The 25,941-nt window shown below is 74.2% G+C and carries 21 protein-coding genes, 1 tRNA gene, 1 other RNA gene and 1 riboswitch; of the genes, 13 read left to right on the forward strand and 10 right to left on the reverse strand.

Annotation, left to right across the window (positions count from 1 at the left end; all coding sequences use genetic code 11):
- Window positions 1-42: 42 nt before the first annotated feature.
- Together DNL40_RS12965 and ffs are read right to left on the reverse strand one after the other, a co-directional pair.
- Complete coding sequence (locus DNL40_RS12965; RefSeq protein ID WP_111251688.1) at window positions 43-945, reverse strand: MetQ/NlpA family ABC transporter substrate-binding protein; 903 nt, start codon at window positions 943-945, stop codon at window positions 43-45.
- A 614-nt stretch (window positions 946-1,559) separates the two neighbouring features.
- Window positions 1,560-1,656: signal recognition particle sRNA small type (gene ffs, locus DNL40_RS12970), an RNA gene on the reverse strand.
- A gap of 152 nt (window positions 1,657-1,808) precedes the next feature.
- On the opposite strand from ffs, the gene DNL40_RS12975 reads away from it, so the two are divergent.
- The 3 genes from DNL40_RS12975 to DNL40_RS12985 all read left to right on the forward strand — a co-directional run bounded on the left by DNL40_RS12975 (window position 1,809) and on the right by DNL40_RS12985 (window position 3,128).
- Window positions 1,809-1,893: transfer RNA gene (locus DNL40_RS12975), tRNA-Ser, on the forward strand.
- Window positions 1,894-2,035: 142 nt separating this feature from the next.
- Window positions 2,036-2,332 (forward strand): type II toxin-antitoxin system VapB family antitoxin, encoded by a 297-nt coding sequence (locus DNL40_RS12980; RefSeq protein WP_111251752.1) that lies wholly within the window; start codon window positions 2,036-2,038, stop codon window positions 2,330-2,332.
- 115 nt (window positions 2,333-2,447) lie between these two features.
- Window positions 2,448-3,128 carry a LytR C-terminal domain-containing protein gene (locus tag DNL40_RS12985; protein WP_111251689.1) on the forward strand — a complete coding sequence of 227 codons (681 nt, stop codon included), beginning with the start codon at window positions 2,448-2,450 and terminating at the stop codon, window positions 3,126-3,128.
- A gap of 91 nt (window positions 3,129-3,219) precedes the next feature.
- Here the strand turns inward: DNL40_RS12985 and DNL40_RS12990 are convergent, their stop codons facing one another.
- The 3 genes from DNL40_RS12990 to DNL40_RS13000 all read right to left on the reverse strand — a co-directional run bounded on the left by DNL40_RS12990 (window position 3,220) and on the right by DNL40_RS13000 (window position 6,415).
- Window positions 3,220-4,581 carry a uracil-xanthine permease family protein gene (locus DNL40_RS12990; protein WP_111251690.1) on the reverse strand — a complete coding sequence of 454 codons (1,362 nt, stop codon included), beginning with the start codon at window positions 4,579-4,581 and terminating at the stop codon, window positions 3,220-3,222.
- Between the two features lie 188 nt (window positions 4,582-4,769).
- Window positions 4,770-5,693 carry an LLM class F420-dependent oxidoreductase gene (locus tag DNL40_RS12995; protein WP_111251691.1) on the reverse strand — a complete coding sequence of 308 codons (924 nt, stop codon included), beginning with the start codon at window positions 5,691-5,693 and terminating at the stop codon, window positions 4,770-4,772.
- A 68-nt stretch (window positions 5,694-5,761) separates the two neighbouring features.
- The gene (locus DNL40_RS13000; RefSeq protein WP_111251692.1) at window positions 5,762-6,415 is read right to left on the reverse strand and encodes a mycothiol-dependent nitroreductase Rv2466c family protein; all 654 of its coding nucleotides are present in this window, start codon (window positions 6,413-6,415) and stop codon (window positions 5,762-5,764) included.
- Window positions 6,416-6,437: 22 nt separating this feature from the next.
- On the opposite strand from DNL40_RS13000, the gene DNL40_RS13005 reads away from it, so the two are divergent.
- The 6 genes from DNL40_RS13005 to DNL40_RS13030 all read left to right on the forward strand — a co-directional run bounded on the left by DNL40_RS13005 (window position 6,438) and on the right by DNL40_RS13030 (window position 11,060).
- The gene (locus DNL40_RS13005; RefSeq protein WP_111251753.1) at window positions 6,438-6,635 is read left to right on the forward strand and encodes a hypothetical protein; all 198 of its coding nucleotides are present in this window, start codon (window positions 6,438-6,440) and stop codon (window positions 6,633-6,635) included.
- 44 nt (window positions 6,636-6,679) lie between these two features.
- Complete coding sequence (locus DNL40_RS13010) at window positions 6,680-7,468, forward strand: TetR/AcrR family transcriptional regulator (RefSeq protein ID WP_111251693.1); 789 nt, start codon at window positions 6,680-6,682, stop codon at window positions 7,466-7,468.
- Between the two features lie 42 nt (window positions 7,469-7,510).
- Window positions 7,511-7,640, forward strand: a riboswitch (FMN riboswitch).
- 134 nt (window positions 7,641-7,774) lie between these two features.
- Window positions 7,775-8,488: a nicotinamide riboside transporter PnuC gene (gene pnuC, locus DNL40_RS13015; protein WP_111251694.1), complete on the forward strand. Its 714-nt coding sequence runs from the start codon at window positions 7,775-7,777 to the stop codon at window positions 8,486-8,488.
- A 97-nt stretch (window positions 8,489-8,585) separates the two neighbouring features.
- Window positions 8,586-9,764 (forward strand): Gfo/Idh/MocA family protein, encoded by a 1,179-nt coding sequence (locus DNL40_RS13020; RefSeq protein WP_111251695.1) that lies wholly within the window; start codon window positions 8,586-8,588, stop codon window positions 9,762-9,764.
- A 91-nt stretch (window positions 9,765-9,855) separates the two neighbouring features.
- Window positions 9,856-10,548 (forward strand): GOLPH3/VPS74 family protein, encoded by a 693-nt coding sequence (locus DNL40_RS13025; protein WP_111251696.1) that lies wholly within the window; start codon window positions 9,856-9,858, stop codon window positions 10,546-10,548.
- An 8-nt stretch (window positions 10,549-10,556) separates the two neighbouring features.
- Window positions 10,557-11,060, forward strand: coding sequence for an NUDIX hydrolase (locus DNL40_RS13030; protein WP_111251697.1), 504 nt, complete (start codon window positions 10,557-10,559; stop codon window positions 11,058-11,060).
- A 52-nt stretch (window positions 11,061-11,112) separates the two neighbouring features.
- Here the strand turns inward: DNL40_RS13030 and DNL40_RS13035 are convergent, their stop codons facing one another.
- From DNL40_RS13035 to DNL40_RS13045, 3 genes are all read right to left on the reverse strand, one after another.
- Window positions 11,113-12,369, reverse strand: a complete 1,257-nt coding sequence (locus tag DNL40_RS13035; protein ID WP_111251698.1) for an acyl-CoA dehydrogenase family protein — start codon at window positions 12,367-12,369, stop codon at window positions 11,113-11,115.
- A gap of 49 nt (window positions 12,370-12,418) precedes the next feature.
- Window positions 12,419-14,077: a metallophosphoesterase gene (locus DNL40_RS13040; RefSeq protein WP_218926066.1), complete on the reverse strand. Its 1,659-nt coding sequence runs from the start codon at window positions 14,075-14,077 to the stop codon at window positions 12,419-12,421.
- A gap of 87 nt (window positions 14,078-14,164) precedes the next feature.
- Window positions 14,165-14,731: a hypothetical protein gene (locus tag DNL40_RS13045; RefSeq protein ID WP_111251699.1), complete on the reverse strand. Its 567-nt coding sequence runs from the start codon at window positions 14,729-14,731 to the stop codon at window positions 14,165-14,167.
- Window positions 14,732-14,882: 151 nt separating this feature from the next.
- On the opposite strand from DNL40_RS13045, the gene DNL40_RS13050 reads away from it, so the two are divergent.
- From DNL40_RS13050 to DNL40_RS13065, 4 genes are all read left to right on the forward strand, one after another.
- Window positions 14,883-16,247, forward strand: coding sequence for a glycosyltransferase 87 family protein (locus tag DNL40_RS13050; protein WP_245885912.1), 1,365 nt, complete (start codon window positions 14,883-14,885; stop codon window positions 16,245-16,247).
- A 134-nt stretch (window positions 16,248-16,381) separates the two neighbouring features.
- On the forward strand, window positions 16,382-17,524 hold the full coding sequence (locus DNL40_RS13055; protein WP_111251700.1) for a glycosyltransferase family 4 protein: 1,143 nt from the start codon (window positions 16,382-16,384) through the stop codon (window positions 17,522-17,524).
- Window positions 17,525-17,531: 7 nt separating this feature from the next.
- Window positions 17,532-18,704 carry a glycosyltransferase gene (locus DNL40_RS13060; protein WP_245885913.1) on the forward strand — a complete coding sequence of 391 codons (1,173 nt, stop codon included), beginning with the start codon at window positions 17,532-17,534 and terminating at the stop codon, window positions 18,702-18,704.
- Complete coding sequence (locus tag DNL40_RS13065) at window positions 18,701-19,741, forward strand: SGNH/GDSL hydrolase family protein (RefSeq protein ID WP_179951077.1); 1,041 nt, start codon at window positions 18,701-18,703, stop codon at window positions 19,739-19,741. Before DNL40_RS13060 ends, DNL40_RS13065 begins: the two co-directional genes overlap by 4 nt.
- Here the strand turns inward: DNL40_RS13065 and DNL40_RS13070 are convergent.
- Together DNL40_RS13070 and DNL40_RS13075 are read right to left on the reverse strand one after the other, a co-directional pair.
- Window positions 19,738-21,075, reverse strand: coding sequence for a copper amine oxidase (locus tag DNL40_RS13070; RefSeq protein WP_245885914.1), 1,338 nt, complete (start codon window positions 21,073-21,075; stop codon window positions 19,738-19,740). The two genes, DNL40_RS13065 and DNL40_RS13070, sit on opposite strands and share 4 nt — an antisense overlap.
- Window positions 21,076-21,157: 82 nt before the next feature.
- A complete protein-coding gene (locus DNL40_RS13075; protein WP_218926067.1) occupies window positions 21,158-25,864 on the reverse strand; it encodes a choice-of-anchor G family protein in 4,707 nt (1,568 codons plus the stop codon).
- Window positions 25,865-25,941 lie beyond the last annotated feature (77 nt).

Here is a 25,941-nt window from a genome sequence, read left to right on the forward strand (position 1 = left end):
CACGCCGTGGCGTGCGCTGGTTCTGACAGTAGGGAGAAGGGCTCAGCCCTGCTGGTCCTGCAGGTTCTCCTCGATCTCGGCCAGGATGCGCTCGAGGTCGGCCGGGTCGTTGTCCTTGATGACGCCGGTGCCGCCGGATGCCTCCAGCACGCCCTCGGTGACCTCCGGGGAGTGGTAGATCTCGACGAGCTTCTTGAACGTCTCGTTGTCCTTGTCCTCGGCCCGCGAGACCCACACGTTGATGTACGGCTCGGCGGCCGACGCGTTCGGGTCGTCCGAGTAGATGGCGTCCTCGGCCGTCAGGTTGGCCTGGCCGACGTAGTCGTTGTTGATGATCGACGCGTCGACGTCCTGCAGCGCGATGGCGGTCTGGCCGGCGTCCACCGGCGTGACCGTCACGCGGGACTCCTCGGCCACGATGTCGGCCGGGGTGGAGAACGAGTTGCCGCCGTCGCGCAGCGTGAGCAGGCCGGCCTCCTGGAGCACCAGCAGGGCCCGGGCCTGGTTCGTGTCGTCGTTCGGGATGGCGATCTCGCCGCCGTCGGGGATGGCCTCGACCGAGTCGTGCTTGGTCGAGTACAGGCCCAGCGGGTAGACGGCCGTGGCGCCGATGGGCGTCAGGTCGCTGCCGGTGTTGACGTTGTAGCCGGCCAGGAACTGCAGGTGCTGGAACTGGTTGAGGTCCAGCTCGCCGTCCGACAGGCCCTGGTTGGGCAGCTGGTAGTCGGAGAAGTTCCGCAGCTCCACGTGGATGCCCTCGGCCTCGGCCAGGTCCGTGAAGGTCTGCCAGTACGGGTCGCCCGCACCGACGACGCCGACGACGATCGGGTCCTCGGCGCTGCCGGCCGACACCTCCGTGTCCCCGCTGCCGCACGCCGACAGGACCAGGGCCGTGGTGGCGACGGCCGCGAACGAGCGGGCGGCGAGGGTGAGGCGGTTGCGCATGGGTGGTTCCTTCCGGTGTCGGACGACGGCGGTGCCGGGTCCGGTGCTGCGGTGGGGTGCTGCGGTGGGTGGGACGAGGGCGCGCGGCTCGCAGAGCCGGTGCTGGAGAGCCGGTGCTGGAGGGCGGGCCCTGCGGGTGTGAGGCTGTGCACGCCGGGGTACCGGCGGACGTCGGGCGCCGTCCGTGACGGACGGCGGCTGCTCAAGGAGCGGGTCAGCAGGCCCGACAGGCCGCCGGGCGCGGCATTCGGCCGGTCGACGCGGCACGACAGCGCATGACGTCGCGCAGGCAGGAGCGCGAGGTCGTGGCGACGGGCGTCGAGGTGCGGGACATGGCTCCATCATGAGCAGGCGGCGTCGTCGAGGGCCAACCGGAGCACGGGAAATCCTGCGATGCGGACGCCGAGCCGCTCACATCTTGAGAAACCGCAGGTCAGAGCGTCGGGCGACGTCCACGCCTCGGAAGGCTCAGCAGCCCAGCCCGCCCCGCCGGCGCCGCTCCCGCACCACCGCCGGGCGCCTCCGGCCCTCCGTGCCGCCGCACCGCGACCTCACCGCAGCCGAGCACCCGGCCAGACCGCCCGAGCCCGGGCCCGCGGGGGTCTTCGGGCAAAGAAAAGGACCCCTCGCACACCCGCCAGAGCACACCTACCCTTGCTGCCTTCCGGCCCTGGGGGAGTTCGGTGCGATGACGCCGCACGAGGGGTCTGCCCCCAGACTAGCCGAGGCCGCCGCCCTGCCGAAATCCGCCCGCTCCCCGCCGCCGCCGCGAGCACGATGCCGAGGCACCCGCCGTCGTCCGGTATCCTTCTGGGGCTGCCCGAGCCCGGAGGCGTACGCCGACGGACGAGGGAGCACCACCAGGAGGATTCGCCTAGCGGCCTATGGCGCACGCTTGGAAAGCGTGTTGGGTTCACGCCCTCGGGGGTTCGAATCCCCCATCCTCCGCAGTGACGAAGGCCCCGGGACACGGTTCCGGGGCCTTCGTCGTCCCCGGTCACCCGTCGTTTGTGGCGAGGTCGTGACCGCCCGGTGTGCGTCGCCCCCGCTGCCCAGGAGAGGCGCCCGGGGCACCCCTACGATGGTCGCCATGATCTTCAAGGCCGTGGGGGAAGGACGCCCCTACCCGGACCACGGGCGCGTCAGCGCCAAGGACTGGGCTGACGTGCCTCCGCGGCAGGTCCGGCTCGACGAGCTCGTGACCACCAAGCGCACCCTGGACCTCGACCGCCTGCTGGCCGAGGACTCCACGTTCTTCGGCGACCTGTTCGCCCACGTCATCGAGTTCGAGGGCACCCTCTACCTGGAGGACGGCCTCCACCGTGCGGTGCGCGCCGCCCTCCAGCAGCGGCCGGTGCTCCACGCGCGCGTCCTGACGGTGCGGTGAGCGGCGCCGTGAGCACGGGCGCGAGCGCTGCCCCCAGCACCGGCGTGACACGCCTGACCCTGCGACCCACCGCGCCTGCCCGCCCCCGGGTCACGGCCTCCGGTAGTTTCGTCGCGTGACCTCTCCCGTCCAGGACCCGGCCCGCATCGCGCGCCGCCGCCGCGAGCACGAGCGGCAGGCGGTCGTGTTCGGGGTGCTCATCGTGCTGCTCGTCATGACGGGGCTCGGCGCGCTCGCCGTGTACACCGGCGCGATCGAGGCGCCGTTCGCGCGGGACTTCACGTCCGCCCAGGAGAAGCAGGCCCCCGTGACGCCGCCGTGCCTGCCGGCCGTGGAGGGGCAGCCCGACGGTGCCCTGCCGCTGCCCTACGACCAGGTGCACGTGCGGATCTTCAACGCCTCCCAGTTCAACGGCGTGGCCGGCGCCAACCAGACGGTGCTCTCGCGCCGCGGGTTCGCCGTCGAGGGCACCGCGAACTACTCGGTGACCATCCCCGAGAACGAGCTGCGGTTCGGTACCCAGGGCATCGTCGCGGCCTACACGCTGGCCGCGCACTACCCGCCGATGCGCATGGTGCTGGACACGCGCGAGGACGCGAGCGTCGACCTGCTGGTGGGCGACCACTACGTGCGCCCCTACGACGAGCAGGACGTCGAGGTGTCGGCCGAGACGCCGCTGACCAACGCTCCCGGGTGCGAGCCGGCCGACGAGATCGAGCCGTCGCCCGTGCCCACCCCGGCGGAGGAGTCGCAGCCGGAGGACGAGGAGCCGCAGGAGGCTCCGGCCGAGGGCTGATCCCCGGACCTGGCACGACCACGAGAGGGGCCCGTCCACCTCGACGGGCCCCTCTCGTCGTCAGCGCTCGAGCTCGGTCAGCCCAGCTCCGTCAGCGCTCGAGCTCGGTGCCCGCGGGTGCCGAGGCGGGCGTCGCGGGCTCCTGGTGAGCACCCGTGGCCTTCGAGACCCACCGCATCCCGTGGAAGATGATCAGCGCGGCGGCCGTGCCGAGAGCGATGCCCTCGAAGCGCAGGTCGCCGGCCACCCAGGTGTAGTTGGCGATGCCGATGATGAGCGGCACGGCGGCGGTGGTGAGGTTCACCGGGTTGGAGAAGTCCACCTTGTTCTGCACCCAGATGCGCGCACCGAGGATGCCGATCATGCCGTAGAGCATCGTGGCCGCACCGCCCAGCACGCCCGCGGGGATGGTGTTGATGAGGGCGCCGAACTTGGGCGAGAGCGACAGCACGAGCGCGCCGGCCGCCGCGACCCAGTAGGCAGCGGTGGAGTAGACGCGCGTGGCGGCCATGACCCCGATGTTCTCGGCGTACGTGGTGGTGCCGGAACCGCCGCCGAGACCGGCGAAGCTGGTGGCGACGCCGTCGGCGAGCAGCGCCCGGCCGGTGATCCGGTCGAGGTTGCGGCCGGTCATCGCGGCCACGGACTTCACGTGCCCCACGTTCTCGGCCACGAGCACGAGCACCACCGGCAGGAACAGGCCGAGCACGGCGACGTCGAACGACGGGGCGTGGAAGGTGGGCAGGCCCACCCAGGCGGCCTCGCGCACGGCGGTGAAGTCGACCTGCCCCTGGACCACGGCGGCGACGTAGCCGACCACGACGCCGACGAGGATGGACAGGCGGCCCACGATGCCCTTGAACAGCACCGACACGAGGATGATCGCGCCCAGGGTGATGACGGCGGTCAGGGGAGCGCCCTGGAAGCCCGAGCAGACGCCGTCGTCGTCGCAGGAGCCCCACGCGGCCGGGGCGAGGTTGAGACCGATGAGCGCCACGATCGTGCCGGTGACGATGGGCGGCATGACGGCGTCGATCCACCGCCCGCCGGTGAAGTGGACGACTGCGCCGACGGCGGCGAGCAGGAGCCCGGTGACGAGGATGCCGCCGATCGCGACGCCGAGGTCGCCGTCGGCGCCTGTGGCCGCGGCGATGGGGGCGATGAACGCGAAGCTGGAGCCGAGGTAGCTGGGCAGGCGGTTGCCGGTGATCAGCAGGAAGGCGACCGTGCCGATCGCGGAGAAGAACAGCGTGGTGGACGGCGGGAAGCCGGTCAGCAGCGGCACCAGGAACGTGGCGCCGAACATCGCGACGATGTGCTGCAGGCCGATGCCGACGGTGCGCGGCCAGCTGAGCCGCTCCTCGGGGGCGACGACGGCGCCGGGCGCCAGGGTGCGCCCGTCCCCGTGGAGCTTCCAGCCCAGGGTGGATGGGGATTCAGGGGTGCCGGCCATGGCGCTCCGTCCGTGGAGGTCGTGTGAATGTCAGGGAGGAGAGTAGTCCCCTGCTGTTTCCGGCAACCTTCCCTGGCGGTCACGGCTCGGTGACGGTGCCCACCCCGTCACGCTTGTGGGCGGGAGACTCGCCGCAATCCTGCGCGGATTGCGGCGAGTCTCCCGCCCACACGCGTGCGGCGACGGGGTCAGAGCCGGGTGGCGACCTCGCGCGCGATCAGCTCCAGGTGGTCCAGGTCGCCCAGGTCCAGCACCTGCAGGTAGACGCGCTCGACGCCGTCCGCCTTCACCTGGGCCAGGCGGTCGACGGCCTCGGAGACGGTGCCGGCGATGCCGTGCTCGCGCAGCTCGGCCGGCTCACGACCGATCGCCTCGGCACGGCGCGTGAACTCCGCCTCGTCACGGCCGACCGCCACCACGAGCGCGGCCGAGTGCGTGATCGACGACGCCTCGCGCCCGGCCTCGGCCAGCGCCTGGTTCACGACGTCGATGCGCGCCGCGATCGACGAGAACTCCGGGAACGCCTGGTTGTACTCGTCCGCGAAGCGGGCAGCCAGCGCCGGGGTGCGCTTCGGCCCGCCACCACCCACGATCACGGGGATCTTGGCCTGGGTCGGCTTGGGCAGCGCCGGCGAGTCCGACAGCGTGTAGTGCTCGCCCGCGAAGCTGAACCGCTCCCCCTCCGGCGTGCCCCACAGGCCCGTGATCACCGCGAGCTGTTCCTCGAGGATGCCGAACCGCTTCGCCGGGAACGGGATGCCGTACGCCGAGTGCTCCTCGGCGAACCAGCCCGCCCCCAGGCCCAGCTCGACGCGGCCGCCCGACATCTGGTCCACCTGGGCCACCTGGATCGCCAGAACACCCGGGTGGCGGAACGTCGCCGACGTCACGAGCGTGCCCAGCCGGATCGACGTCGTCTCACGGGCCAGGCCGGCCAGCGTGGTCCACGCGTCGGTGGGACCGGGCAGTCCGTCGCCACCCATCGCCAGGTAGTGGTCCGAACGGAAGAACGCGGAGAAGCCCAGCTCCTCGGCAGCCTTCGCCACCGCGAGCTGGTCGGTGTAGGTGGCGCCCTGCTGGGGCTCCGTGAAGATGCGCAGATCGAGGGTCATGCGGTCATCTTCTCAGGCGCCGTCGAAGCGATGCGATCCGACGGCGCCCGCCGACGGAGCCCCGCGCGTCAGCTGAAGTCCAGGTCGCCCGTGCGGCTGCGCTTGAGCTCGAAGAACTGCGGGAACGACGCGAGAGCCACCGCGCCGTCGAACACCCGCAGCGCCTCCTCGCCCCGCGGGATCCTGGTCAGCACCGGCCCGAAGAACGCCACCCCGTCGATGTGGATCGTCGGCGTGCCGACGTCCTCCCCGACCGGCTTCATCCCTGCCTCGTGCGAGGCCGCGAGCGCCTCGTCGTAGGCGTCCGACGTCGCGGCGTCCGCCAGCGACGCCGGCAGCCCGGCCTCGGCCAGGGCGCCCCGGGCGACGGCGTCGAAGTCCTTGTCCCCCTCGTTGTGGATGCGGGTGCCGGCAGCGGTGTAGAAGGCGGAGAACGCCTGCGGGCCGTGCTCCCTCTGGACGGCGGCCGCCACGCGCCCGATGCCGCGCGAGGCCTCGATGCGCTCGCGGTAGTCGGCGGGGATGTCCCGGTCCTTGTTCAGCAGGTACAGGCTCATCAGCCGGAACGTCAGGTTCACGGGCCGCTGCTCGGCCACCTCGATCGCCCAGCGGGAGGTGATCCAGGCGAACGGGCACAGGGGGTCGACGTAGACGTCCACGGTGGGGACGGGGGTCTCGGTGGTCACGTCGCTGACGCTACCCGCGCCGAGCCGCGCCCTCATCCCGTCCCGTACGCTGCCGGCCGTGGGCATCCGCTGGTCGAGCGTGTGGACGGTGCTGGGCGCGTCCGTCGTCGCGCTCGCGTTCCTCTCTGCGGCGCTCCGGGGCCGCGCGTGGGCGTGGGTGCCGTGCGTGCTGGCCGCGGGCATCGTCGTCCGCGAGGTGCGCTGGTCGCGCCGGCGGCGCCGGCCCGAGGCCGGCTTCGACGAGCCACGCCGCTGACCGCGTCGCGCGTCGGTCGCGACGACCGCGCTAGCCTGCCGGGCATGACCGCCGTCCGGACGTCGCACACCCACGCACAAGCCGTCGACGCCGCGATCGAGCTGTTCTCCCGCCAGGGGTACGAGCAGACCACGGTCGAGGAGATCGCGGACGCCGCCCAGGTCAGCCGGGCCACGTTCTTCCGGCGCTTCCGCTCCAAGGAGGACGTGGTCTTCGCCGACCACGAGCTCCTGCTCGAGGAGGTGGTGGTGATGCTCGCCGCCACCCGTCCCGACGCGCTCGACGACGCCGACCTGCCCGAGCGCTCGTGGGACCCCGCCACCGACCCCTACCTCGAGGTCTGCCGGGCCGCCCGGCTCGTGTTCGACCACCACGTGGGCCAGAAGGAGACGTCGCTGGCTCGATACCACCTGCTCCAGCAGGTGCCCGCCCTGCGCGACCGCGAGCTGGTGACCACCCACCGGTACGAGCGGGCCTTCACCAAGTACCTGCGCGACACGCTGCCGCCGGACCGTTCCTCCACGGTGCAGTCCATCGCGTTCGCGGCCGGCGTCGTCGCCGTGCACAACGCCATCCTGCGCAAGTGGTTGCGCAACCCGGACCTCGACCTGCGCCCCGACCTGGAGGAGGCGTTCGCCGAGCTGCGGCGCGGCGCCACCGCCGACCTCGTGCGCCGCCGCGAGGCGGCGGCCCAGGCCGGGTCCGGCCCTGCCGACGTCTCGACGTCGCGCGTGGTGGTCGCCGTCGTCGACCCCGGTGCGGGGCCCGACGACGTGGCGCACGCGGTGCGCGACGCCCTCACGGGCAGGAAGCGCTCGGCCGGCTGGGAATAGGACGGGCTGTGGCATCCTTGCCGCTGAGCAAGAACACGCACGACGTGCTCCGGGGTCGGTGAAATTCCGAGCCGGCGGTATAGCCCGCGACCCGCGCCTCCCTCCGTGGCGGCCGGTTGACCTGGTGGAACTCCAGGGCCGACGGTCAAAGTCCGGATGGGAGGCAGCACGGGCGTCGCCTGCGGGTGACGCCGGTCGTGGCGTGTCGCGGGCCGTCGGCGTGCTGTGCGCCGCCCCGTGACGCCGCCGACCCCTCCCCTCGTCCAGCCCCGGCGCACCGGGTGCACGACGAGAAGAGGACGAGGGATGAGCGTCATCGAGTGGCTGTTCTCGGCCACCTTCCACATCGGGGACCAGCAGCTGCTGTGGCGCGAGGTCATCGGCAACGTGTTCGGCCTGGCCTCGGCGCTGGGCGGCATGCGGCGCAAGGTGTGGGCCTGGCCGGTGGGGATCGTCGGCAACCTGCTGCTGTTCACCGTGTTCATGGGCTCCTACTTCGGCGGGTCGCCCCTGCCGGACATGCTGGGCCAGGCCGGCCGGCAGGTGATGTTCATCGCCGTCTCCGTGTACGGGTGGGTGCAGTGGCGTGCCACCAAGAGGCAGAACCTCGAGGTGCGCGCCGACGGCACCGTGCCCGCCGACGACGGCGCCGCGGTGCACCCGCGCTGGGCGTCCGGGCGGGCGCGCGCGGGCCTGGTCGTGGCGATGGTGGGCGGAACCCTTGCGCTGACGCCGCTCTTCCGCGCGCTCGGCTCGTACGAGCCCGTGTGGGCGGACGCGTGGATCTTCATGGGCTCCCTGCTGGCCACGTACGGCATGGCCAAGGGATGGGTGGAGTTCTGGCTGGTCTGGGTGGCCGTCGACGTGGTGGGTGTGCCGCTGCTGTTCAGCGCCGGCTACTGGGCGTCGGCCGCGATGTACGTGTTCTACGGAGCGTTCACGCTGGTCGGGTTCTTCGTGTGGTGGCGCATCCACCGGCGCGAGCAGTCCGAGACGGCGGTGCCGACGACCTCGGCCTGACCCCGGCCTGCCCGTCGGTGCGACCGTCGGAGGCGGTGGGAGGCGGTGGGAGGCCGCGCGCGGGCCGACAGCGGGCCACCGCCCTAGGCTCGCCGACGTGAGCGACCTGTTCCTGACGCCGGCCCCGCGCGACGACGCGCTGCCCCGGCCGGTCCGCATCGGCGTCGTCGGCTCGGGCTTCCGCGCCCGGACCATGCTGCGGGTGGCGGCGGCGCTGCCCGGGTGGTTCGACGTCGCGGGTGTGACCGCCCGCAGCTCCGCCGACCGTGATCTGCTGGCCTCGCACGGCTTCGCCGCCCATCCCGGGCTCGACGGGCTGCTGGCGGGCTCGGCCCAGCGCCCGGCGCCGGACCTCGTCGTCGTCACGCTGCCCGCCGACGCCGCACAGGACGTCGTCCGTGAGCTGGCTGCCGCCGGGGTGCCGGCGCTCCTGGAGACGCCGGCCGCGGGTACCGTGCCCGAGCTGGTCGAGCTCCAGGGGCTGGTGGAGTCGGGCGCGTGCGTGCACGTGGCGGAGCAGTACCACCTGGAGCCGCTGGTGTCGGCGCAGCTCGAGGTGGCGGCGTCGGGCCGCCTGGGCGCCGTGACGGACGCGCACGTCAACCTGGCGCACGACTACCACGGGCTCTCGGTGCTGCGGCGGGCGCTGGGCGTCACGTTCGAGGAGCCGCTGGTGACCGCCCGCCGTGACGTGCGGCAGGTGCTGCCCAGCCCGTCCCGCTACGCCGACCCGGTCTCGGTCGATCCTGTGGCCAGCGTCCACGCACTGGCCTGGCTCGACTACGGGGACCGGCTGGGCGTCTACGAGTTCGACGACGTCCAGTACCGCTCCTGGGTGCGCTCGCCGTCGCTGGTGGTGCGGGGGCCGTACGGCGAGCTGCGCGACGACGTCGTGCGCTCGGTGCGCGCATCCGACGACGGCGCGCCGCAGCCGCTGGTGTCCCGGCTGGAGCGGGTGGCGGCCGGGGGTGCGGGCAACCACGAGGGCCTGTTCCTGCGCGGGTACACGCTCGACGGCGGCTGGGTGTGGCGCAACCGGTTCCGGCCGGCACGGCTGGCGGACGAGGAGCTGGCGGTCGCCGAGCTGTTCGCCCGCGCGGGAGAGCACGTGCTGGCCGGCGCGCCGTCGCCCTACGAGGTGGCCGAGGCGGCGCAGGACCAGTACCTGCAGCTCGTGGCCCGCGAGGCGGCAGCGGCCGCGGTGCCCGTGCGGGCGGTGCGCCAGCCGTGGGCCGACGGCACCGGGTGCCGCCATGCCGCGCGTCCCACCGCCTGACCTCCACGGACCGCCGCCCGGCACGGAGCGAGGGCGGGTCGTTCCAGGCGGTGCCCTTGCCGCGAGCGCGGCGGGGCGGCAGCGTGGGCTCATGATCATCGCCGAGGACGTGCTGCTGCTCGCGTACGACGACGAGACGGGCGCCCCCGACGCCTGGGTGAACAACCTGGACTACCGGCTGGCCGGGGCTCTGCTCGTGGAGCTGGCGCTGGAGCACCGCGTCGACCTGGCGGGCCCGGGCGAGACCGCCGCGGACGGCGGCGCCGTGAAGGAGGGTCGCGTCGTCGTGCGCGACGCCTCCCCCACCGGGCACCCGGAGCTCGACGCGGCGCTGGGCCAGGTGGCAGAGCGGCCGCGCAAGCCGGCCGACCTGGTCGAGCCGCTGGCCGGGGGCCTCGAGGACCGTCTGCTGGAGCGCCTGGTGGACCGCGGGGTGCTGCGCCGTGAGGAGCGCACCGTGCTGCGGTTCTTCCGCACCACCCGGTGGCCGGCGGAGGACTCGGCGCACGAGGCGGCGCTGCGCGAGCACCTGCGGGCGGTGCTGCTCGACGGCGTGGCGCCCGCGCCGCGCGAGGCCGCGCTGCTGGCGGTGCTGCAGGGCTCCGGGCTCGTCTCCCGGCTGGTGCCCAGGGAGCGCCGCAAGGACGCGGAGCGTCGGGCGAGCGAGCTGGCGGAGTCGGGGTGGGCGAGCGCTGCGGCGGGCAAGGCGATCGACGAGCTCACCGCCACGATCGTGGCCGCGGTGATCGTGCCCGCGGTCATCATCCCGGCGGCGACCACCTGAGGGCCGCCGTGCCGACGACGAGCGCGGGGCTGCTGCTCTACCGGCGCGCCCCCGAGGGCTCGGGTCCCCGTGGTGAGACGGGCGTGGAGGTGCTGCTCGCTCACATGGGCGGCCCGTTCTGGGCGCGCAAGGACGCGGGCGCGTGGACGGTGCCCAAGGGCGAGCCGGAGCCCGGCGAGGAGCCGTACGCCGCTGCGCTGCGGGAGGCGGCGGAGGAGCTGGGGCTCCCGCTGCCGGCCCCGCGACGCCCCGACCTCGACCTGGGCGAGGTGCGTCAGCGAGCCGGCAAGCGGGTGCTGGTGTGGGCGCGCGAGGTGGCGCCGGACGCGGTCGACGTCGGCGCGGTGCGCAGCAACACCGTGGAGGTCGAGTGGCCGCCCCGGTCCGGGCGCCGCATCGAGGTGCCCGAGGTCGACCGGGCCGCGTGGTTCGCGCCCGACGCCGCCCGGGCGGTGGTGGTCAGCGCCCAGGCGGCGTTCGTCGACCGCCTGCTGGAGGCGCTGGACGGCTGAGCGGAGGCCGGGCGGGAAACCCGCCCGGCCTGGCTCGTGGGAGCGGGGCGCGTCAGACGAACGCGGAGACGCCCGTGATGTCGCGGCCCACGATGAGGGCGTTCATCGACTCGGTGCCCTCGTAGGTGTGCAGGGCCTCGATGTCGGCGAAGTGCCGGGCCACCCGGTTGCCGAGCAGGATGCCGTTGCCGCCGAGCATGTCGCGGGCGGTGGCGGCGATCTCGCGGGCCCCGCGGGTGCAGGTGAGCTTGGCGAGGGAGGCCTGCGGGCCGGTCAGCTCCCCGGCCTCGGCGAGCCGGGTGGTGCGGGCCACCAGGAGCTGCATCTGCGTGAGGGTCGAGAGCATCCGGGTCAGGCGCTCCTGGACGAGCTGGTTGGCGGCGAGCGGCCGGCCGAACTGGATGCGCTGGCCCACGTACTGCACGGCGGCCTCGTAGCAGGCGAGGGCGTGCCCGACGGCGGACCAGGCGACGCCGAGGCGGGTGGCGAACAGGACCTGCGAGGTCGCCTTGAAGGAGGTGGCGCCGGGCAGGGCGGCGTCGGCGGGCACGAACACGTCGTCGAGCACGATGTGCGCCTGCCAGATCGCGCGCAGGGACACCTTGCCCTCGATGGTGGTGGCGCGGTAGCCGGGGGCGTCCTGGGGCACGAGGAACCCGTGCACCTGGTTGTCGCCCGGGCCGCCGTCACCGTCCACGAGCCGCGCCCACACCACGGTGACGTGGCCGCAGGAGCCGAACCCGATCCACTTCTTCTCGCCGTCGATGACGTAGCCCTCGACGCCGTCGCGCACGGTGCGCCGGGCCGTGGTCTCCAGGGAGACCGAGTCGGAGCCGTGCGTGGGCTCGGTCAGGGCGAAGGCGCCGAGGATCTCGCCCCGGGCCATGGGCTCGGCGTAGCGCTCGACCTGCTCGGGCGAGCCGTGCATGACGATGGAGCGCAGGGCGAGACCGCCCTGGACGCCGCAGACGGTGGCCATGGAGCCGTCACCGCGGGACATCTCCATGCTGGCCAGGCCCTCGGCCATGAGGGTGACGTGAGGGCGGCCGGGCACGTCGACGCCGTCGCGCAGCAGGTCGAGCTCGCCCATGGCCTTGACGAGGTCGAAGGGCACCTCGGCGCGCTCCCAGTACCCGTCGATGACGGGGAGCACCTGGTCCTGCACGAACTGGCGCACCTTGAGCTGGTGCGCTCGCTCCTCGGCGGTGGCGTCGGCGAACGCGCCGACGTAGTCGACGTCCAGCGGCTGGGCGACGTCGTAGTGGGGCGCCGTCACGCCGGGCATGATCGGAGGCTTCGCTGCGCTCATGCCTCCATGCTCCGGCGTGACGGCGTCTCAGGTCAAGCGATACGGAGTCTCAGCCGACGCGGACCCAGGGGCCGTACGGGTCACCCGGCTCCTGGTTGCGCGTCCACCACTGCGCCTCGTAGACGACACCGGCGTGCGTCGCGCGGTCACCGCGGTCGTAGATCTCCGTGCGGTCCCAGGCAGCCGGGGCCTCGACAGGGGCGTCCGGGTCGGTGTCGAGGTCGCGCACCACCTTGGTGCCGTCCCAGCCCTCGCCCTGCTTGGTGATGACGTAGCCGTCGTAGAACGTGCCGTCCGCCAGGCGAGCCTGGTAGGTCAGCGCGTCACCGTCGACGTCCACGAGCTGGAAGAGCTGCTGGTTCTCGCCGGACACGCGCAGGTGCCCGCCGTTCTGCGTCCAGTTCCGGCCGTCGTTGAGGGCGTACATCTTGCCGCCGGAGACGGAGATCGAGTAGACCGGCCCGTTCGACAGCGCCGGGTCGTTCGCGTCGTCCGACACCGTGGCGTTGCCGCGGTTGTACACGTGGTCGTGGCCCTGGAGCACCAGGTCGACGCCGTACTCCTGGATCAGCGGGTTCCAGTGGTTGCGCACCTCGGCGTTGTTGCGGGTGCCCGTGCCGGCGTACACCGGGTGGTGGAACGTGACCACGGTCCACTTGGGGCGCTCCGGGTCCTCGAGGAGGGCACGGAACCACTCGGTCTGGGCGTCACGCACCGCCGTCTGGACCGGCCCGTTCTGCAGGGGCGAGGAGTCCAGCGAGATGAACCGCACGCCCTGGTAGTCCACGTGGTAGACGCTGTGCCGCGTCTTCTCCGCGATCGTGGGGTCGTTCTCGTCGCTCGGGCCGTTCTCCGGGAAGGGGAACTGCGGCTTCCAGAACGAGGAGATGTCCGTGGAGCTGTTGTACTCGTGGTTGCCCGGCGTGGCGATCACGTTGCGGGTCGCGTTGGACAGCTCACCGGCGGCGAACCACTCCGCCCACTCCTTGTCCTGGACCGCCAGCGCGGACGCCGAGGTGCCGGTCTGGTTCATCAGGTCGCCCGCGTGCAGCGTCAGGCGCGCCTCGGGTCGGGCGAGCAGCGCCTCGGTGAACACGCGCGGCACGGCCGAGTCGATGTAGTTCTGGGCGTCGCCGAAGTAGATGAAGGAGAACGGCTCGGCACCGTCGGCGGCGGTGGTGAAGTGCTGCCAGGCGGACCAGTTGGAGATCGAGCCGGCACCGGAGCCGCCCGTGTTGGGGTCCGTGCCGTCGCCCACGCGGTAGGCGTAGCGGGTGCCGGGCTTGAGGTCGGTGAACTCCACCGTGTGGTACGTGTTCGTGTACCCGGCGGACCCGGCCGGCGCCTCGGCGGTGCGGAAGGCGTCGACCGTGCGCAGCTCGTAGCCGCCCGGGTTGGCCCGGTACACGTCGCCGAACGCCTCGGGCGCCTCGACGATCTGCGCGCGGGGCGTGGTGGCGGTGGAGCGCCAGTTCACCCGCTGGCTCGTGGCCGGCGTGTCGGTGGGGATGAGCGCCAGGCGGTCGGGCAGCGCGGTGGGGCGGTAGCGCTCGGCCGCGGGGACTGCGACGTCGGCCGACGCCGCGGTGACCGCGGAGGCGGTCGCGGCGCCACCGGCGGCGAGGGCGGCGGCCACGACGAAGGTGACGGTCCGGCGCGAGCCGGTGCGCCACGAGGGGCGGGGGGCAGGTGCGGTGTGTGTGCTCACGCCGGCGACGCTAGGTCGACCGGGTGAATCCTGAGACTTGCGTGGGCGAAGTCTGGATGAACTCGCGGCGCACACGTGGCCGCCCGCTCAGCCCTGGGCTCCCCCGCTCATCCCGATCAGAGGCTCCGTCTCGAACGACTCCCCGGGGCGGTACACCACGCACATCACGTCGCGGTCGCCGCCGGCCCACGTGCCCGGGCTGGGCGGCACCCCGTAGACCCGGTACCCCGCCCCGTGCGCCGCGGGGAACGTCTCGTGGATCTCGGCGGCGCACCGGGCGTCGGCCTCCCGCTCGACGGCAGCCTGGTCCCACCCCGGGAGATCGTCGAGGGAGACGAACGTGATCACCTCGTTCTGCGCCCCGACGCACTCCACGGTGGCCAGCAGCTCTTCTCCGCGCGCCCGCGCGATCAGCGGGTCCTCGAAGCAGTCGCCGTTCTCGAAGCCGCGGACGCCGGGGTGCTCGGCGTCGAGGAACGTCGCGTCCTTGTGCTCGGCCGGCGACGGCGCCCCGCCCAGCAGCTGCCACGCCACCATGCCGACGGCCACCACCACCAGCACGCAGGCGGCGGGCACGAGCCACCGCCGCGGCGAGCGCGACGTCGGGCCGGCGACGGTGGGCTGCGGTGCGGGGGCGGACGGCGTCGGGCGCATGGCCGCGACCCTCCCACGGGCAGGGAACGTGCCCGTGAACTGCACCTGAACCCCAGGGGCCGGCCCCGGGAGCGCAGGCGGCGAGCCGGGGCATCGTCCGGGGCCGCCGGGCCTCCGGCCGGTGCCCAGGAGCGTCTGACACCATGAGGCGGTGCCCGCCGACCACGCCCCCGACGCCGCGCAGGACCGCACCGGCGAGCCGGCCCGCACCGACGACGCGGGCATCGCGCCCAGGACCGGGGCGGACCGTCCCGCCCGCAGCACCGTCACGGCCGTGCGCGCGGTGCTGCTCTCGCGCTGGGGGCTGCTGACCGGGTTCGTGCTGGCCCACACGTGGATCGTGCTCGACGCCGTCACGTGGCGCGGGCAGATCTTCGGCGACGTGACGCTCTACGAGTGGTGGGCGCGCGAGGGGCTGCGCTCCGGGCTGTGGCCCGTGCTCGACTACGACTGGGTGTACCCGGCCGCCGCGCTCGTCCCGGTGACGGCGCCGGCGCTGGTGACCGCGGGGACGGTGGCCTACCAGGCCGTGTGGACGGCCGGGGTGGTCGCGCTCGATGCGCTGGCCCTGTGGATGCTGGCGCGCACCGCGCCGCGCGGGCGGGTCGCCGCCTGGTGGTGGCTGCTGTTCCTGGTGGCGCTCGGCCCCATCTCGGTGGGCCGGCTCGACGGCGTGGTGGCCCCGCTGATCCTCGTCTCCCTGCTGCTGGCGGCCCGCCGCCCGGCGGTGGCCGTGGCGGTGGCCACGCTGGGCGCGTGGATCAAGGTGGCGCCCGGCGCCGTCGTCGTCGCCCTGGCCGCCACGGCCCGGCGGCGACGCCACCTGCTGCGGGACGTCGTGGCCCCGGGCGCCCTGGTGAGCGTCGTCGTCGTGGGCCTGGCGCTGGCCGGCGGCGCCGGCGAGCGGGCCTGGAGCGTGTTCGGCCAGCAGGAGGCGCGCACGCTGCAGGCGGAGTCGGTGGCCGCGACGGCGTTCAGCGTGGCCCGGCTGTGGGACCCGTCCGTGGTGATCGCCTACAACGACGAGATCTTCACCTACGAGGTGCAGGGTGACGCGGCCCGCGCCGTGGCGGGCGCCCTCGACGGCACGCTCGTGGCCGCGGTGCTGCTGCTGGGGCTGCTCGCCTGGGCGGCTGCACGGCGCCGGCCCGACGTCGTGCCCGACGTGCTGCTGCTGGCCGCAGCCGCCGCGCTGCTCGCCCTGATCGTGTTCAACAAGGTGGGCTCTCCGCAGTTCGTCGCGTGGATCGGGCCGCCGGTCGCAGCCGCCCTCGCCCTGGCCGGGCCCGGCGCGCGGCGTCTGTGGTCCCCGCCCGCCCTGGGGGTGCTGGCCGTGGCGCTGGCCACCCAGGTGCTCTACCCGCTGGCCTACGGGCCGTTCCTGGCCGGCGAGCCGTGGATGGTGGCGGTCGCCGCGCTGCGCAACGTCGGCCTGGTGGTGCTGCTCGTCGGAGCGGTGTGGCAGCTCGGCCGCCTGGCCCTGAGCGAGCGGCCCGCCGAGCCCGGCTCGCGCTGAGGCGCTCGCCCCCGCGCTCCCACGGTCCGCGGCGCCAGCCGTTTGCCTGACGTTCCGCCATCTTTCTCCGACACTTCCTCGACAGGACGCCGCGCAGGGGTCGTATGGTCACCACGCCCTGGTGACCTGCAAGCATGAAGGTCGCGATCGTCGCCGAGTCCTTCCTGCCCCACGTCAACGGGGTGACGGGCTCCGTCCTGCGCGTCCTCGAGCACCTGCAGCGGCAGGGGCACGAGGCGCTGGTCCTCGCGCCCGACGCCGACGACGGCGTCGTGCCCCCGTTCGTCTCCGGCGCCCCGGTGGTCGAGATGGGCGCCGTCGGCCTCCCGGGCTACCCCCAGGTGCGGCTCGTCGTCGGGCAGCGCGCCCGGCTGCAGCGCACGCTGGCCGCGTTCGGGCCCGACGTCGTCCACCTGGCGTCGCCGTTCGTGCTCGGCTGGCACGGCATCCGCGCCGCCGACGCCCTCGACCTGCCCACCGTGGCCGTCTACCAGACTGAGGTGCCGGGCTACGCCGCCCGATACGGCATGCGGCACCTGGAACCGCTGCTGTGGCGGCGGGTGCGCAACGTGCACGAGCGCGCCACGCTGACCCTCGCGCCGTCGTCGTCGGTGCTGGCGAGCCTCACCGAGCGAGGGCTGCCGCGACTGCGGCTGTGGGGCCGCGGCGTCGACACCGTGGCGTTCCGCCCCCAGGCGCGCGACGAGCGGTGGCGCACCGCGGTCGGCAGCGGCCGGCCGCTCCTGGTCGGCTACGTGGGCCGGCTCGCCCCCGAGAAGCAGGTCGAGGACCTGCGCGTCCTGGCCGACCTGCCGGGCGTGCGGCTCGTCGTCGTCGGCGACGGGCCGGAGCGCGAGGCGCTCGAGCGGATGCTGCCGGGCGCCGTCTTCACCGGCCTGCTGCGCGGCGAGCAGCTCTCCCGCGCCATGGCCAGCCTGGACGTGCTCGTCCACCCCGGCGAGCTCGAGACGTTCGGTCAGACGCTCCAGGAGGCGCACGCCAGCGGCGTGCCCGTCGTGGCCCCGGCCGCCGGGGGTCCGCTCGACGTCGTCGACCACTCCCGCACCGGCTGGCTCTACGAGCCCGGCGACCTGGACACCATGCGCGAGCGCGTCGTCGACCTCCTCGGCGACGACCGCAAGCGGCAGGCGTTCGGCGTCGCCGCGCGCGAGCGTGCCACCGGCCGCACCTGGGCCGCCGTCTGCGACGAGCTGCTGGGCCACTACCGGGACGCGATCGCCTCGCACGCACGTGCCCGGACGGCATCGGGGGTATGAGGTGCGGGTGGTCCACGTCGCCAACTTCTACGGGCCTCGCTCGGGCGGGATCCGTACCGCGATGCATGCGCTGGCGCACCAGTACGAGGTGCACGGCCACGAGCCGGTGCTCGTGGTCCCGGGACCGACGTCCTCGGTGACCCGGCGGGCCGGCGTGCCCGTGGTGACCGTGCCCGCACCGCAGGTGCCCGGGACCGGCGGCTACCGGATGGTGCTGCGCCCCGACCGCGTCCGCCGTCTCCTCGACACCCTCGCCCCCGACCTGCTCGAGGTCAGCGACCGCACCACCCTGACCGGGCTCGGTGAGTGGGCCCGCGAAGCCGGGGTGCCGTCCGTGCTGTGGCTGCACGAGCGGGTCGACGGCGTGCTCCGCGCCTTCGGCCCCGGCTGGGGAGCGGCCCGGGTGTCCCCGCCCGTGGGTGCCGGGCTGCGCACCGTCGCCGACCTGCACAACTCGCGCACCCTGCCCCGGTTCGACCGCCTCGTGGCCACCACGTCGTTCGCCGCCACCGAGGCCGAGCGGCTCGCGGGCCGCCTCGAAGGCATGCCGCCGCTGCACCGGGTACCGCTCGGCGTCGACCTCGAGACCTTCACCCCCGACCGGTACGACGCCGCCGAGCGCGCGCGCCTCGCCCCTGCCGAGGAGGCGGTGGTGCTCGTGGTCAGCAGGCTCTCGCGCGAGAAGCGCGTGGACCTCGCCGTCGACGCCGTGGCCCGCCTGCGCGCGGCCGGGCGCCCCGCCCGGCTCGTCGTCGCCGGCGCCGGGCCCCTCGCCGGGGCGCTCGAGCAGCGCGCCCGCGCCGCGCGCGTCCCCGCCACCTTCCTGTCGTTCGTGCCCGACCGCGCCCGCGTCGCCACGCTCCTCGCCTCCGCCGACGTGGTGCTCGCTCCCGGACCGGTCGAGACGTTCGGTCTCGCCGCCCTCGAAGCGCTCGCGTGCGGCACCCCCGTGGTGGCCAGCTCGACCAGCGCCGTGCCCGAGATCGTCGGTCCCGCCGGCGCCCTCGGGGCCCCCGTGCCCGCCGCCCTGGCCCTCGCCCTGCACGAGGTGCTGGAACGGCCGACGCCCGGGCGCCGCCACGCCGCCCGGGCCCGCGCCGAGCTGTTCCCCTGGTCCGCCGCCGGCGAGGCGATGCTCGCCCTCCACGGAGCACCCGTGCTCGCCGGGACACGACCGTGAGCGCCCTCGAGCCCGTCCTCCCCACCCCGGCGGGCACCCCGTTCCGCGCCGTCGACCCGCGCGGCCCCCGGTTCGTCGCCCTCGGCGACTCCATCAGCGCGGGCGTGGGCGACGCGTGCGGGCCCGACAGCCCCCACGGTCCCGGCTGGGCCGCCCATCTCGCCACCCTCGCCGGCGCCTCGTCCTTCACCAACCTGGCCCGCAACGGCGCCCGCGCTCGCCACGTCGTCGACGAGCAGCTCCCCCACGCCCTCGCCCTGCTGCCCGACGTCGCCACCCTCGTGGTGGGCGGCAACGACGTGCTGCGCTCGGACTTCTCCGCCTATGACGTCGCCCGCGACCTGTCCACCGCCGTGACCGCCCTGCGCGACTGCGGCTGCTCCGTGGTGCTCGCCCGGCTGCCCGCCATCGGCCTGTTCGAGCTCATGCCCACCTCCGTGCGCCGCGTCATGCGTGCCCGCGTCACCGCCGTCAACGAGGCGGTGGACGCCGTCGCGCTCGCCGCCCGGCCCCGCACCCTCGACCAGGTCACCGCCGCCCGCAGCGGCGAGAACGGGCGACCCCGCCAGGGCACCGTCACCGTGGTGGACATCGCCGCCGCCACCCGTGGCCCGGGGCCGACGCCGTGGCACTCCGACCGGGTGCACCCCTCCGCCCACGGCCACCGCAGCCTCGCCGTGCAGGCCGCCGTCACCCTCGGCCGCGCCGGCGTCATCGACGTGCCCGGTGTGCCCGCCGCGCGGCCCACCCCGCCCGGCACACCCCAGGCACCGCCGCCCGGCCCTGACACCTTCCGGGCCCTGGCGGCCCTCCTGCCCGCCTCGCCGCCACCCCCCGCGATGCGGCAGCGCGCCGCCTGGCTCGTGGTCGCGGGCGTGCCCTGGTGCCTGCGCCGCGGCCGGGACTTCGTGCCCGGCCTGTTGCGCGCCGTCGTGGACGACCTGCGCGGGCGGGCCGAGGCCCACCCGCTGCCCGTGCACCTGTCACCGGTCGACGCCGTGGGCGCCGAGGCCGCGCCCGCGACCCGTGTCGCCTAGCGGTGCCGTGCGGGCTCGCCCTGCACGTCCCCGTTGACGGCCTCCCGCCCGGGCGGCACGTCCGCCCGCTGGGCGACCAGGTCGCGCGGCGTCAGCGTGAACCCCTGCCAGTGCATCTCCATCGGGCTCTGGTCCTCGTCGCGCGGCACGTGGTGGAAGCCGACGGCGACCCAGGCGACCACGTCGTCGAGCGGCTGGGCGTCGGCCACGAAGTCCGGCACCCCGCGGCCGCAGCGGACGTCGTCGTTGGCCGAGGCGAACACCTGGCAGCCGGACGCCTCGCTGAACGCGACGTCGTAGCCCGCACCCTCGTGGCCGTGGTCGGCCGTCAGCTCGAACGTCGCCGTGGGGCCGAGGTCGATCTGGTACGAGACCGGGTGACCGTCGGCGTTGCGCAGCCCGGGCCGCGCCACGCGCCACCAGCGCCGGTCCGCCTTGGTGACCACCTGCTCCGTCTTGAGGCGCGCGAGCGTGCCGTCCAGCACCGGTGACCGCGGCCCGTGCTCCCCGGTCGGCACGGCGTCGTACTGCTCGACCACCTGCCCGCCCCGGCCGCCGAGCGCCCAGTGCAGCCGCCACACCGCGTTGTGCGCGTGGCTCGCCGCGCGGTCCGTCCCGCCGGGGCCGACGGGCCAGCCGCGCGCCGGGTCGTCCGTGTAGTCGTCAGGGGACAGATCGCCCGTGGCCCCCAGCTCGGGGCGGATCGAGCCGTCCGCGCCGAACGTGTACTGGGTGACGTACTCGTACCAGCCCACCTTCGACACCGTCGACAGGCGCAGCTCGTCCTTGCGGGCGACGAGGGCCGTGCCGCCCTCCTCGCTCCGGTACGCGATGCCGCCGTCCACCACCTCCTCGCACAGCACCGGGCGCGCCGCGCCGTCACCGACCGCGACGTCCCCGAAGTCCGGCACCACCACGGAGCGCAGGGTCCCGGGGCACTCGGTCGGCGTGAGCGAACGCAGGTTGCGCCCGCCGAACCCGTGCGTGGTGATGTCCTCCGTGGTGCGCAGCCCTGTGTCGTAAGGCACCTCGAGCTGGCCCATCGTCATCGAGGCGAGCACCGGCACGGCCTCGTGACCGGCGGGTGCGAACCGGACGTCGTCCAGCACCAGCCCCTGGTCCGGCTCGACCCGCCAGCACATCGACCAGGCCGCACCGCTGGACAGGGTCCGCACCAGAGGCTCCCCCCGGTCGCACGACGGCGCGGCCACGACGGGCGGCACCGGTGCCGCCCCGGGCTGAGGGCCCGCCCTTCCTGCGGCGAACCACGCGCTCCCGCCGACCGCCAGAGCGGCGACGACCGCCACGACCACGGCGGTGACCTTCCTCGGCACGGACTCTCCTCACGTCTGAGGAGGTGCCGGCCCGGCATCGCCTCCGGGCCGGCACCTCCTGGGGATCGGGTCTCTCAGCAGGTCAGCTCTCGCTCACCCCCGATCCGTCCCCGCGGGTCGTGGCGGCCCCGACCGCCACGACCCGGCGCCGACGGTCGGCCACGAGGAGCCCGCCGGCCGTCAGGAGCAGGAGCGCGGTGCCCAGCAGGGCCGGGACCGAGTCCGCGCCCGTCCGCGGCAACGCACCGTCGCCGTAGCCGGGGAACGCCGGACCGGACCCCGTCGGGCCACCGGCCCCGGCCGCCGTGACCACTGCGGCCCCGCCGCCGGTGCCCGCGAGGCGCACCTGGAAGGTCGCGCTCGTCTCGTCACCGCGGTCCAGGCTCGTGGCCGTCCCGGTGTGGGTGCCGGCCGAGAACCCGGCCGGGACCACGAACTCCCACGACACGGTGCCGGTGGCGTCGGCGACGGCGACGGGCAGCTGCAGCAGCGTGGAGCGGATCACCGCACCCACGAGCTCACCCGGCTCGAAGCCCCGGGCGTAGAACACCTGGGTGCCCCCGGCAGGCACGCTGCTCGCCGCGAACCACGAGACGAGCTCGCGGAGCTCCGGCGCGGAGCCGGTGGTCGGCGCCTGGACCAGGACGGGCGTCCGAGCCCCGGTGCCGCCGTCGGACGGCGTGGCGACGACGTCGTGCGCGCCCGGCTGCGTGTCGCTCGGGACGGTGACCACGACGGTGAAACCGCCGCACCCACCCTCTTCCGCGCCCGTCGCCGTCACCGTGACAGGAGCACCCACGGGGTTCCCGGCGGCGTCACGCAGCTGCACGACGACACCGGCCCCGGCGGGGAAGCCCGCCCCGGTCACGATGACCTGCTCACCCGCCTCCACGACCGACGGTGCCGCCACCAGCGTGGGAGCCGTGCAGTCGTCGGCCGCGACGGCGAAGACGACCAGATCGTCGCTCGCCGTGTCACCCGTGGCCTCGTCCGTGGCGATCACGTCGAGCTCGTCGGGGTCGACGCCGGCCGGCACCGTCACGACGGCCTCGAAGTCGCCCTCGGCGTCGGTCGGGACGTCGTCGAGCATGAAGACGGTGAGCCCGTCGTCGATCATCCGCAGCATGACGGTCGACCGTGGCGTGAAGCCGTCACCGCGGACCACGGCGGAGCCACCGGCCTGGAGACGCTCCGGGTTGACGGAGATCGACTCCCCCTCGACGTCGACCACGACCAGCGTGGCCTCGTCCGAGACGCCGGTCGCGTCGTCCGTGCCGACCGCCACGAGCTGCCCGGGCACGGCGGCCGCGGGCAGGGTCACCGGCACGGAGAACGCGCCGTCCTCGTCCGTGGTGACCACGACCGGCTCCCCGACCTGCTCACCGTCCGCGTCCGTGAGCTGCACCGTGACCGTCGACTCCGGGGTGTACGCCGTGCCCGAGACCGTCACGGTGCCGCCCTGGGCGACCTGGCCCGGGTCCACCGTCAGCTCGGGCTCGGCGGCCCCCACCACGGCCAGCCCAGCCTCCGCGGTGTCACCGGACTCGTCCTCCGCCACCACGGTGTAGTCACCCGGGGCGGCGTCGGTGGGCACGGTCACCGGCGTGGCGAACGCACCGTTCTCGTCGGTGGTCACGGTCACGGGGTCACCGACCGGCTCGCCCTCGGCGTCCGTCAGCTGCACCGTGACCGTCGAGTCCGGCGCGAACCCGGAACCCGACACCGTGGTCTCCCCGCCCGGAGCGACCTGGCTCGGGTCGAGGGTGATCACGGGCGCGTCGGCCGCGACCACGGTGAGCGGAGCCTCGGCCGGCGTGCCCGTCGTCAGGTCGGTGCCGACCACGGTGTGGTCGCCCGGCACCGCGCCCGCCGGCACCGTCAGCGGCGTCGTGAACGCACCGCTCGCGTCGGTCGTCACCGTCACCGGGGTACCCACCGGCTCACCGGCCGCGTCCGTGAGCTGCACCGACACCGTCGACTCCGGGGTGTACCCAGAACCCGAGACCGTCACCGTGCCGCCCTGGGCGACCTGGCCCGGGTCCACCGTGAGCTCGGGCGAGATCGCGGCGGCCACGACCGTCAGGACCTCCTGGGCGGTACCGCCGGCCTCGTCCTCCGCGACCACCGTGTACTGCCCGGGGGTCGTCCCGGCGGGGACGGTCACCCGTGTGGTGAGAGCACCGCTGGCGTCGGTGGTGACCGTGACCGGCTCGCCCACCGGCTCACCGGCCGCGTCGGTCAGCTGCACCGTCACCGTCGAGTCCGGCGCGAACCCGGAACCCGACACCGTGGTCTCCTCCCCCGGAGCGACCTGGCTCGGGTCGAGGGCGATCACCGGCTCGCCGGCGGCCGCGACCACGGTGAGCGGAGCCTCGGCGGGCGTGCCGGTCGCGTCGTCCGTGCCCACCACGGTCAGGTCACCCGGCGTGGTGTCCGCGGGGACCACCAGCGGCGTCGTGAACGCACCGTCGGCGTCGGTCGTCACCGTGACCGGCGCGCCGACGGGCTCGCCGGCCGCGTCGGTCAGCTGGACAGTGACCGTCGAGTCCGGGGTGTACCCCGAGCCCGATACGGTCACCGTGCCGCCCTGGGCGACCTGGCCCGGGTCCACCGTGAGCTCGGGCGAGATCGCGGCGGCCACCACCACGAGGTTCTCCTCCGCGGTGCTGCCCGACTCGTCCTCGGCCACCACCGTGTAGTCGCCAGGAGCGGCGTCCGCAGGCACGCACACCTCGACGCTGAAGGAGCCCGAGGCGTCGGCCGTGACCGTCACCGGCTCGCCCACCGGCTCACCGACGGCGTCCGTGAGCTGCACCGTGACCGCCTCGCCGGGACCGAAGCCGGAACCGGCCACCACGGTGCACTCGCCGGGTGCCACCTCGGCAGGGTCCACCGTGATCACCGGCTCGCCGGCGACCGCGACCACGGTGAGCGGAGCCTCGGCCGGCGTGCCGGTCGCCTCGTCCGTGCCCACGACGGTCAGGTCACCCGGGACCGTGTCCGCCGGGACCGTCAGCGGCGTCGTGAACGCACCGTCGGCGTCGGTCGTCACCGTCACCGGGGCACCCACCGGCTCACCGGCCGTGTCGGTCAGCTGGACCGTGACCGTCGACTCCGGGGTGTACCCCGAGCCCGACACGGTCACCGTGCCGCCCTGCTCCACCTGGCCCGGGTCCACCGCCAGCACAGGCGTCCCGGCGGCGAGGCACGCCCCGACGCGCACGGCGGCGTTGCCGAGGTTGATGCGTGCGCCGTCGGCCGCCTGGAGCAGCCCGAGGCTGAGCGCCGACAGGTCGAGCCCGCTCAGCACCTCACCCTCGGCCGTCGTGCACGTCTCCGTGACCTGGTGGTTCACCTGGAGGGACACGAGCTGGGTGAGCACGTCGAACAGCGGGGACAGCAGCGCCCGGATGGACGAGGTGACCGCGAACTTCAGGTCGTTGACCGCCAGCTCGAAGATCTGGTTGCCGGCGTCGCTGATGATGAGGTCGTAGAGCACGCTGAAGATCGGTGACGTCGCGTCGCCCAGGCCGTTGATCGTCGTGGCGAGCGTGCCACCGAGCACCGCGGAGACGCCGTCGCTGTCGTCCACGACGGGCGGGAGGTCACCGCTCAGCGCCTGTCCGAGGGAGAAGCTCCACCGGACGTCGAGCGTGCCGAGCGGGCTGTCGTCGTAGAAGGCGATCTCGAGGCTGACGGCGTCGAGGGACTCCTCGATCGCACCCACCAAGATGTTGGTGGCCTCCTGCATGAGCTCGTGCACCGTCTCCGCGATGAGCGGGTAGGTGGTGTCGTCGATGAGCTCCCAGTTGGCAGGCAGGTCGTTGATGCCGCCCTCGTTCGCGGCGTCCGCGATCTTGTCGAGGTGGATCTGCAGCTCGCCGGTCGACAGGTCGAGCGTGACGAGCTGGTTGGCGGAGGTCAGCGGCTGTTGCGTCAGACGCTGGAACAGCGTGTCCTGCATGTTGCTGTCCACCGTGAGGGTGGGCTCCGGGATCCCGGGGACCACCTCGAGCAGCGCGGTGAGCAGTCCCAGGTCGAGGTTCTCGTTGACGAGTTGCTCCATCGCGGTGTCGACGGCGCCGGCGGCGTCGTAGAGCGTGGCCGCCGCGTCCTCGACGACGGGCGACGCGACCAGCAGGTCGGCCTGGCCCACGACGTACTGGCCGGGGCCTCCGACACCGTTCTGGTCCTGGATGACGCCGTCCTGCGCGACGACCTCGGCGCCGAACGCGCCGAGGTGCAGCTCGAGCTGGTCGATCGCCAGGTCCGTGATGGCGGAGGCGCCGGTGGCGTCCGCGATCGACAGGACGTCGATCGACGCGGCCCCGAACCGGGCGGGGTCGTCGCTGAGGTCCACGGACCCGTCCGGGCCCACCAGGCCAGAGACGGCCCGGGCGTCGCGCGGCGAGGACGCCTCGCTCTGGCTGCCCACCAGGCCGAGCTGACCGAAGTCGATCAGCTCCGCCAGTGGCAGGGAGATGTCACCGAGCTGGACGACCTGGCCGCCGAGCACCTCGACGTCGAGGGCGGCGTCGTTCGGCCCGGGGTTCGAGAGCTGGCCGGCAGTGGTCTCGCCGGCACCGAGAAGCGCGGTGCCGAGGAGCGAGGAGGCGAGGATGCTCGCCGCCGCCTCCGACGGCTCGTCCGGGTAGTTCTCGACGGCTGCGGCAGGCGTCCACGCGCCTGTGGACACCACGGCGACGGCGGCGCACGTGCCGACGGCCCGGTGCCATCCGCGCCGGGCGCCCGTGGGCACCCGAGGCGGGGCTGACTTTCTCTGGCTCAATGAACTCACTCCTCGCGGTGATCGCCTGCATGAGGCGGGGCTTCTCCACGAATGCGTGGAGCGGACCCGGTGTCGCC

This window comes from Xylanimonas oleitrophica, from assembly GCF_003244315.1.
Taxonomy (GTDB): domain Bacteria; phylum Actinomycetota; class Actinomycetes; order Actinomycetales; family Cellulomonadaceae; genus Xylanimonas_A; species Xylanimonas_A oleitrophica.

What these genes read in the sequence shown, in the direction of transcription:
- DNL40_RS12995 (WP_111251691.1), bottom strand. Translation starts at nt 5,693, where the DNA reads ATGACCCTCGATCTGCGCATCTTCACGGAGCCCCAGCAGGGCGCCACC.
- pnuC (WP_111251694.1), top strand. Translation starts at nt 7,775, where the DNA reads ATGAGCGTCATCGAGTGGCTGTTCTCGGCCACCTTCCACATCGGGGAC.
- DNL40_RS12990 (WP_111251690.1), bottom strand. Translation starts at nt 4,581, where the DNA reads ATGGCCGGCACCCCTGAATCCCCATCCACCCTGGGCTGGAAGCTCCAC.
- DNL40_RS12965 (WP_111251688.1), bottom strand. Translation starts at nt 945, where the DNA reads ATGCGCAACCGCCTCACCCTCGCCGCCCGCTCGTTCGCGGCCGTCGCC.
- DNL40_RS13000 (WP_111251692.1), bottom strand. Translation starts at nt 6,415, where the DNA reads ATGAGGGCGCGGCTCGGCGCGGGTAGCGTCAGCGACGTGACCACCGAG.
- DNL40_RS13025 (WP_111251696.1), top strand. Translation starts at nt 9,856, where the DNA reads ATGATCATCGCCGAGGACGTGCTGCTGCTCGCGTACGACGACGAGACG.
- DNL40_RS13055 (WP_111251700.1), top strand. Translation starts at nt 16,382, where the DNA reads ATGAAGGTCGCGATCGTCGCCGAGTCCTTCCTGCCCCACGTCAACGGG.
- DNL40_RS13045 (WP_111251699.1), bottom strand. Translation starts at nt 14,731, where the DNA reads ATGCGCCCGACGCCGTCCGCCCCCGCACCGCAGCCCACCGTCGCCGGC.
- DNL40_RS13035 (WP_111251698.1), bottom strand. Translation starts at nt 12,369, where the DNA reads ATGAGCGCAGCGAAGCCTCCGATCATGCCCGGCGTGACGGCGCCCCAC.
- DNL40_RS12980 (WP_111251752.1), top strand. Translation starts at nt 2,036, where the DNA reads ATGATCTTCAAGGCCGTGGGGGAAGGACGCCCCTACCCGGACCACGGG.
- DNL40_RS13010 (WP_111251693.1), top strand. Translation starts at nt 6,680, where the DNA reads ATGACCGCCGTCCGGACGTCGCACACCCACGCACAAGCCGTCGACGCC.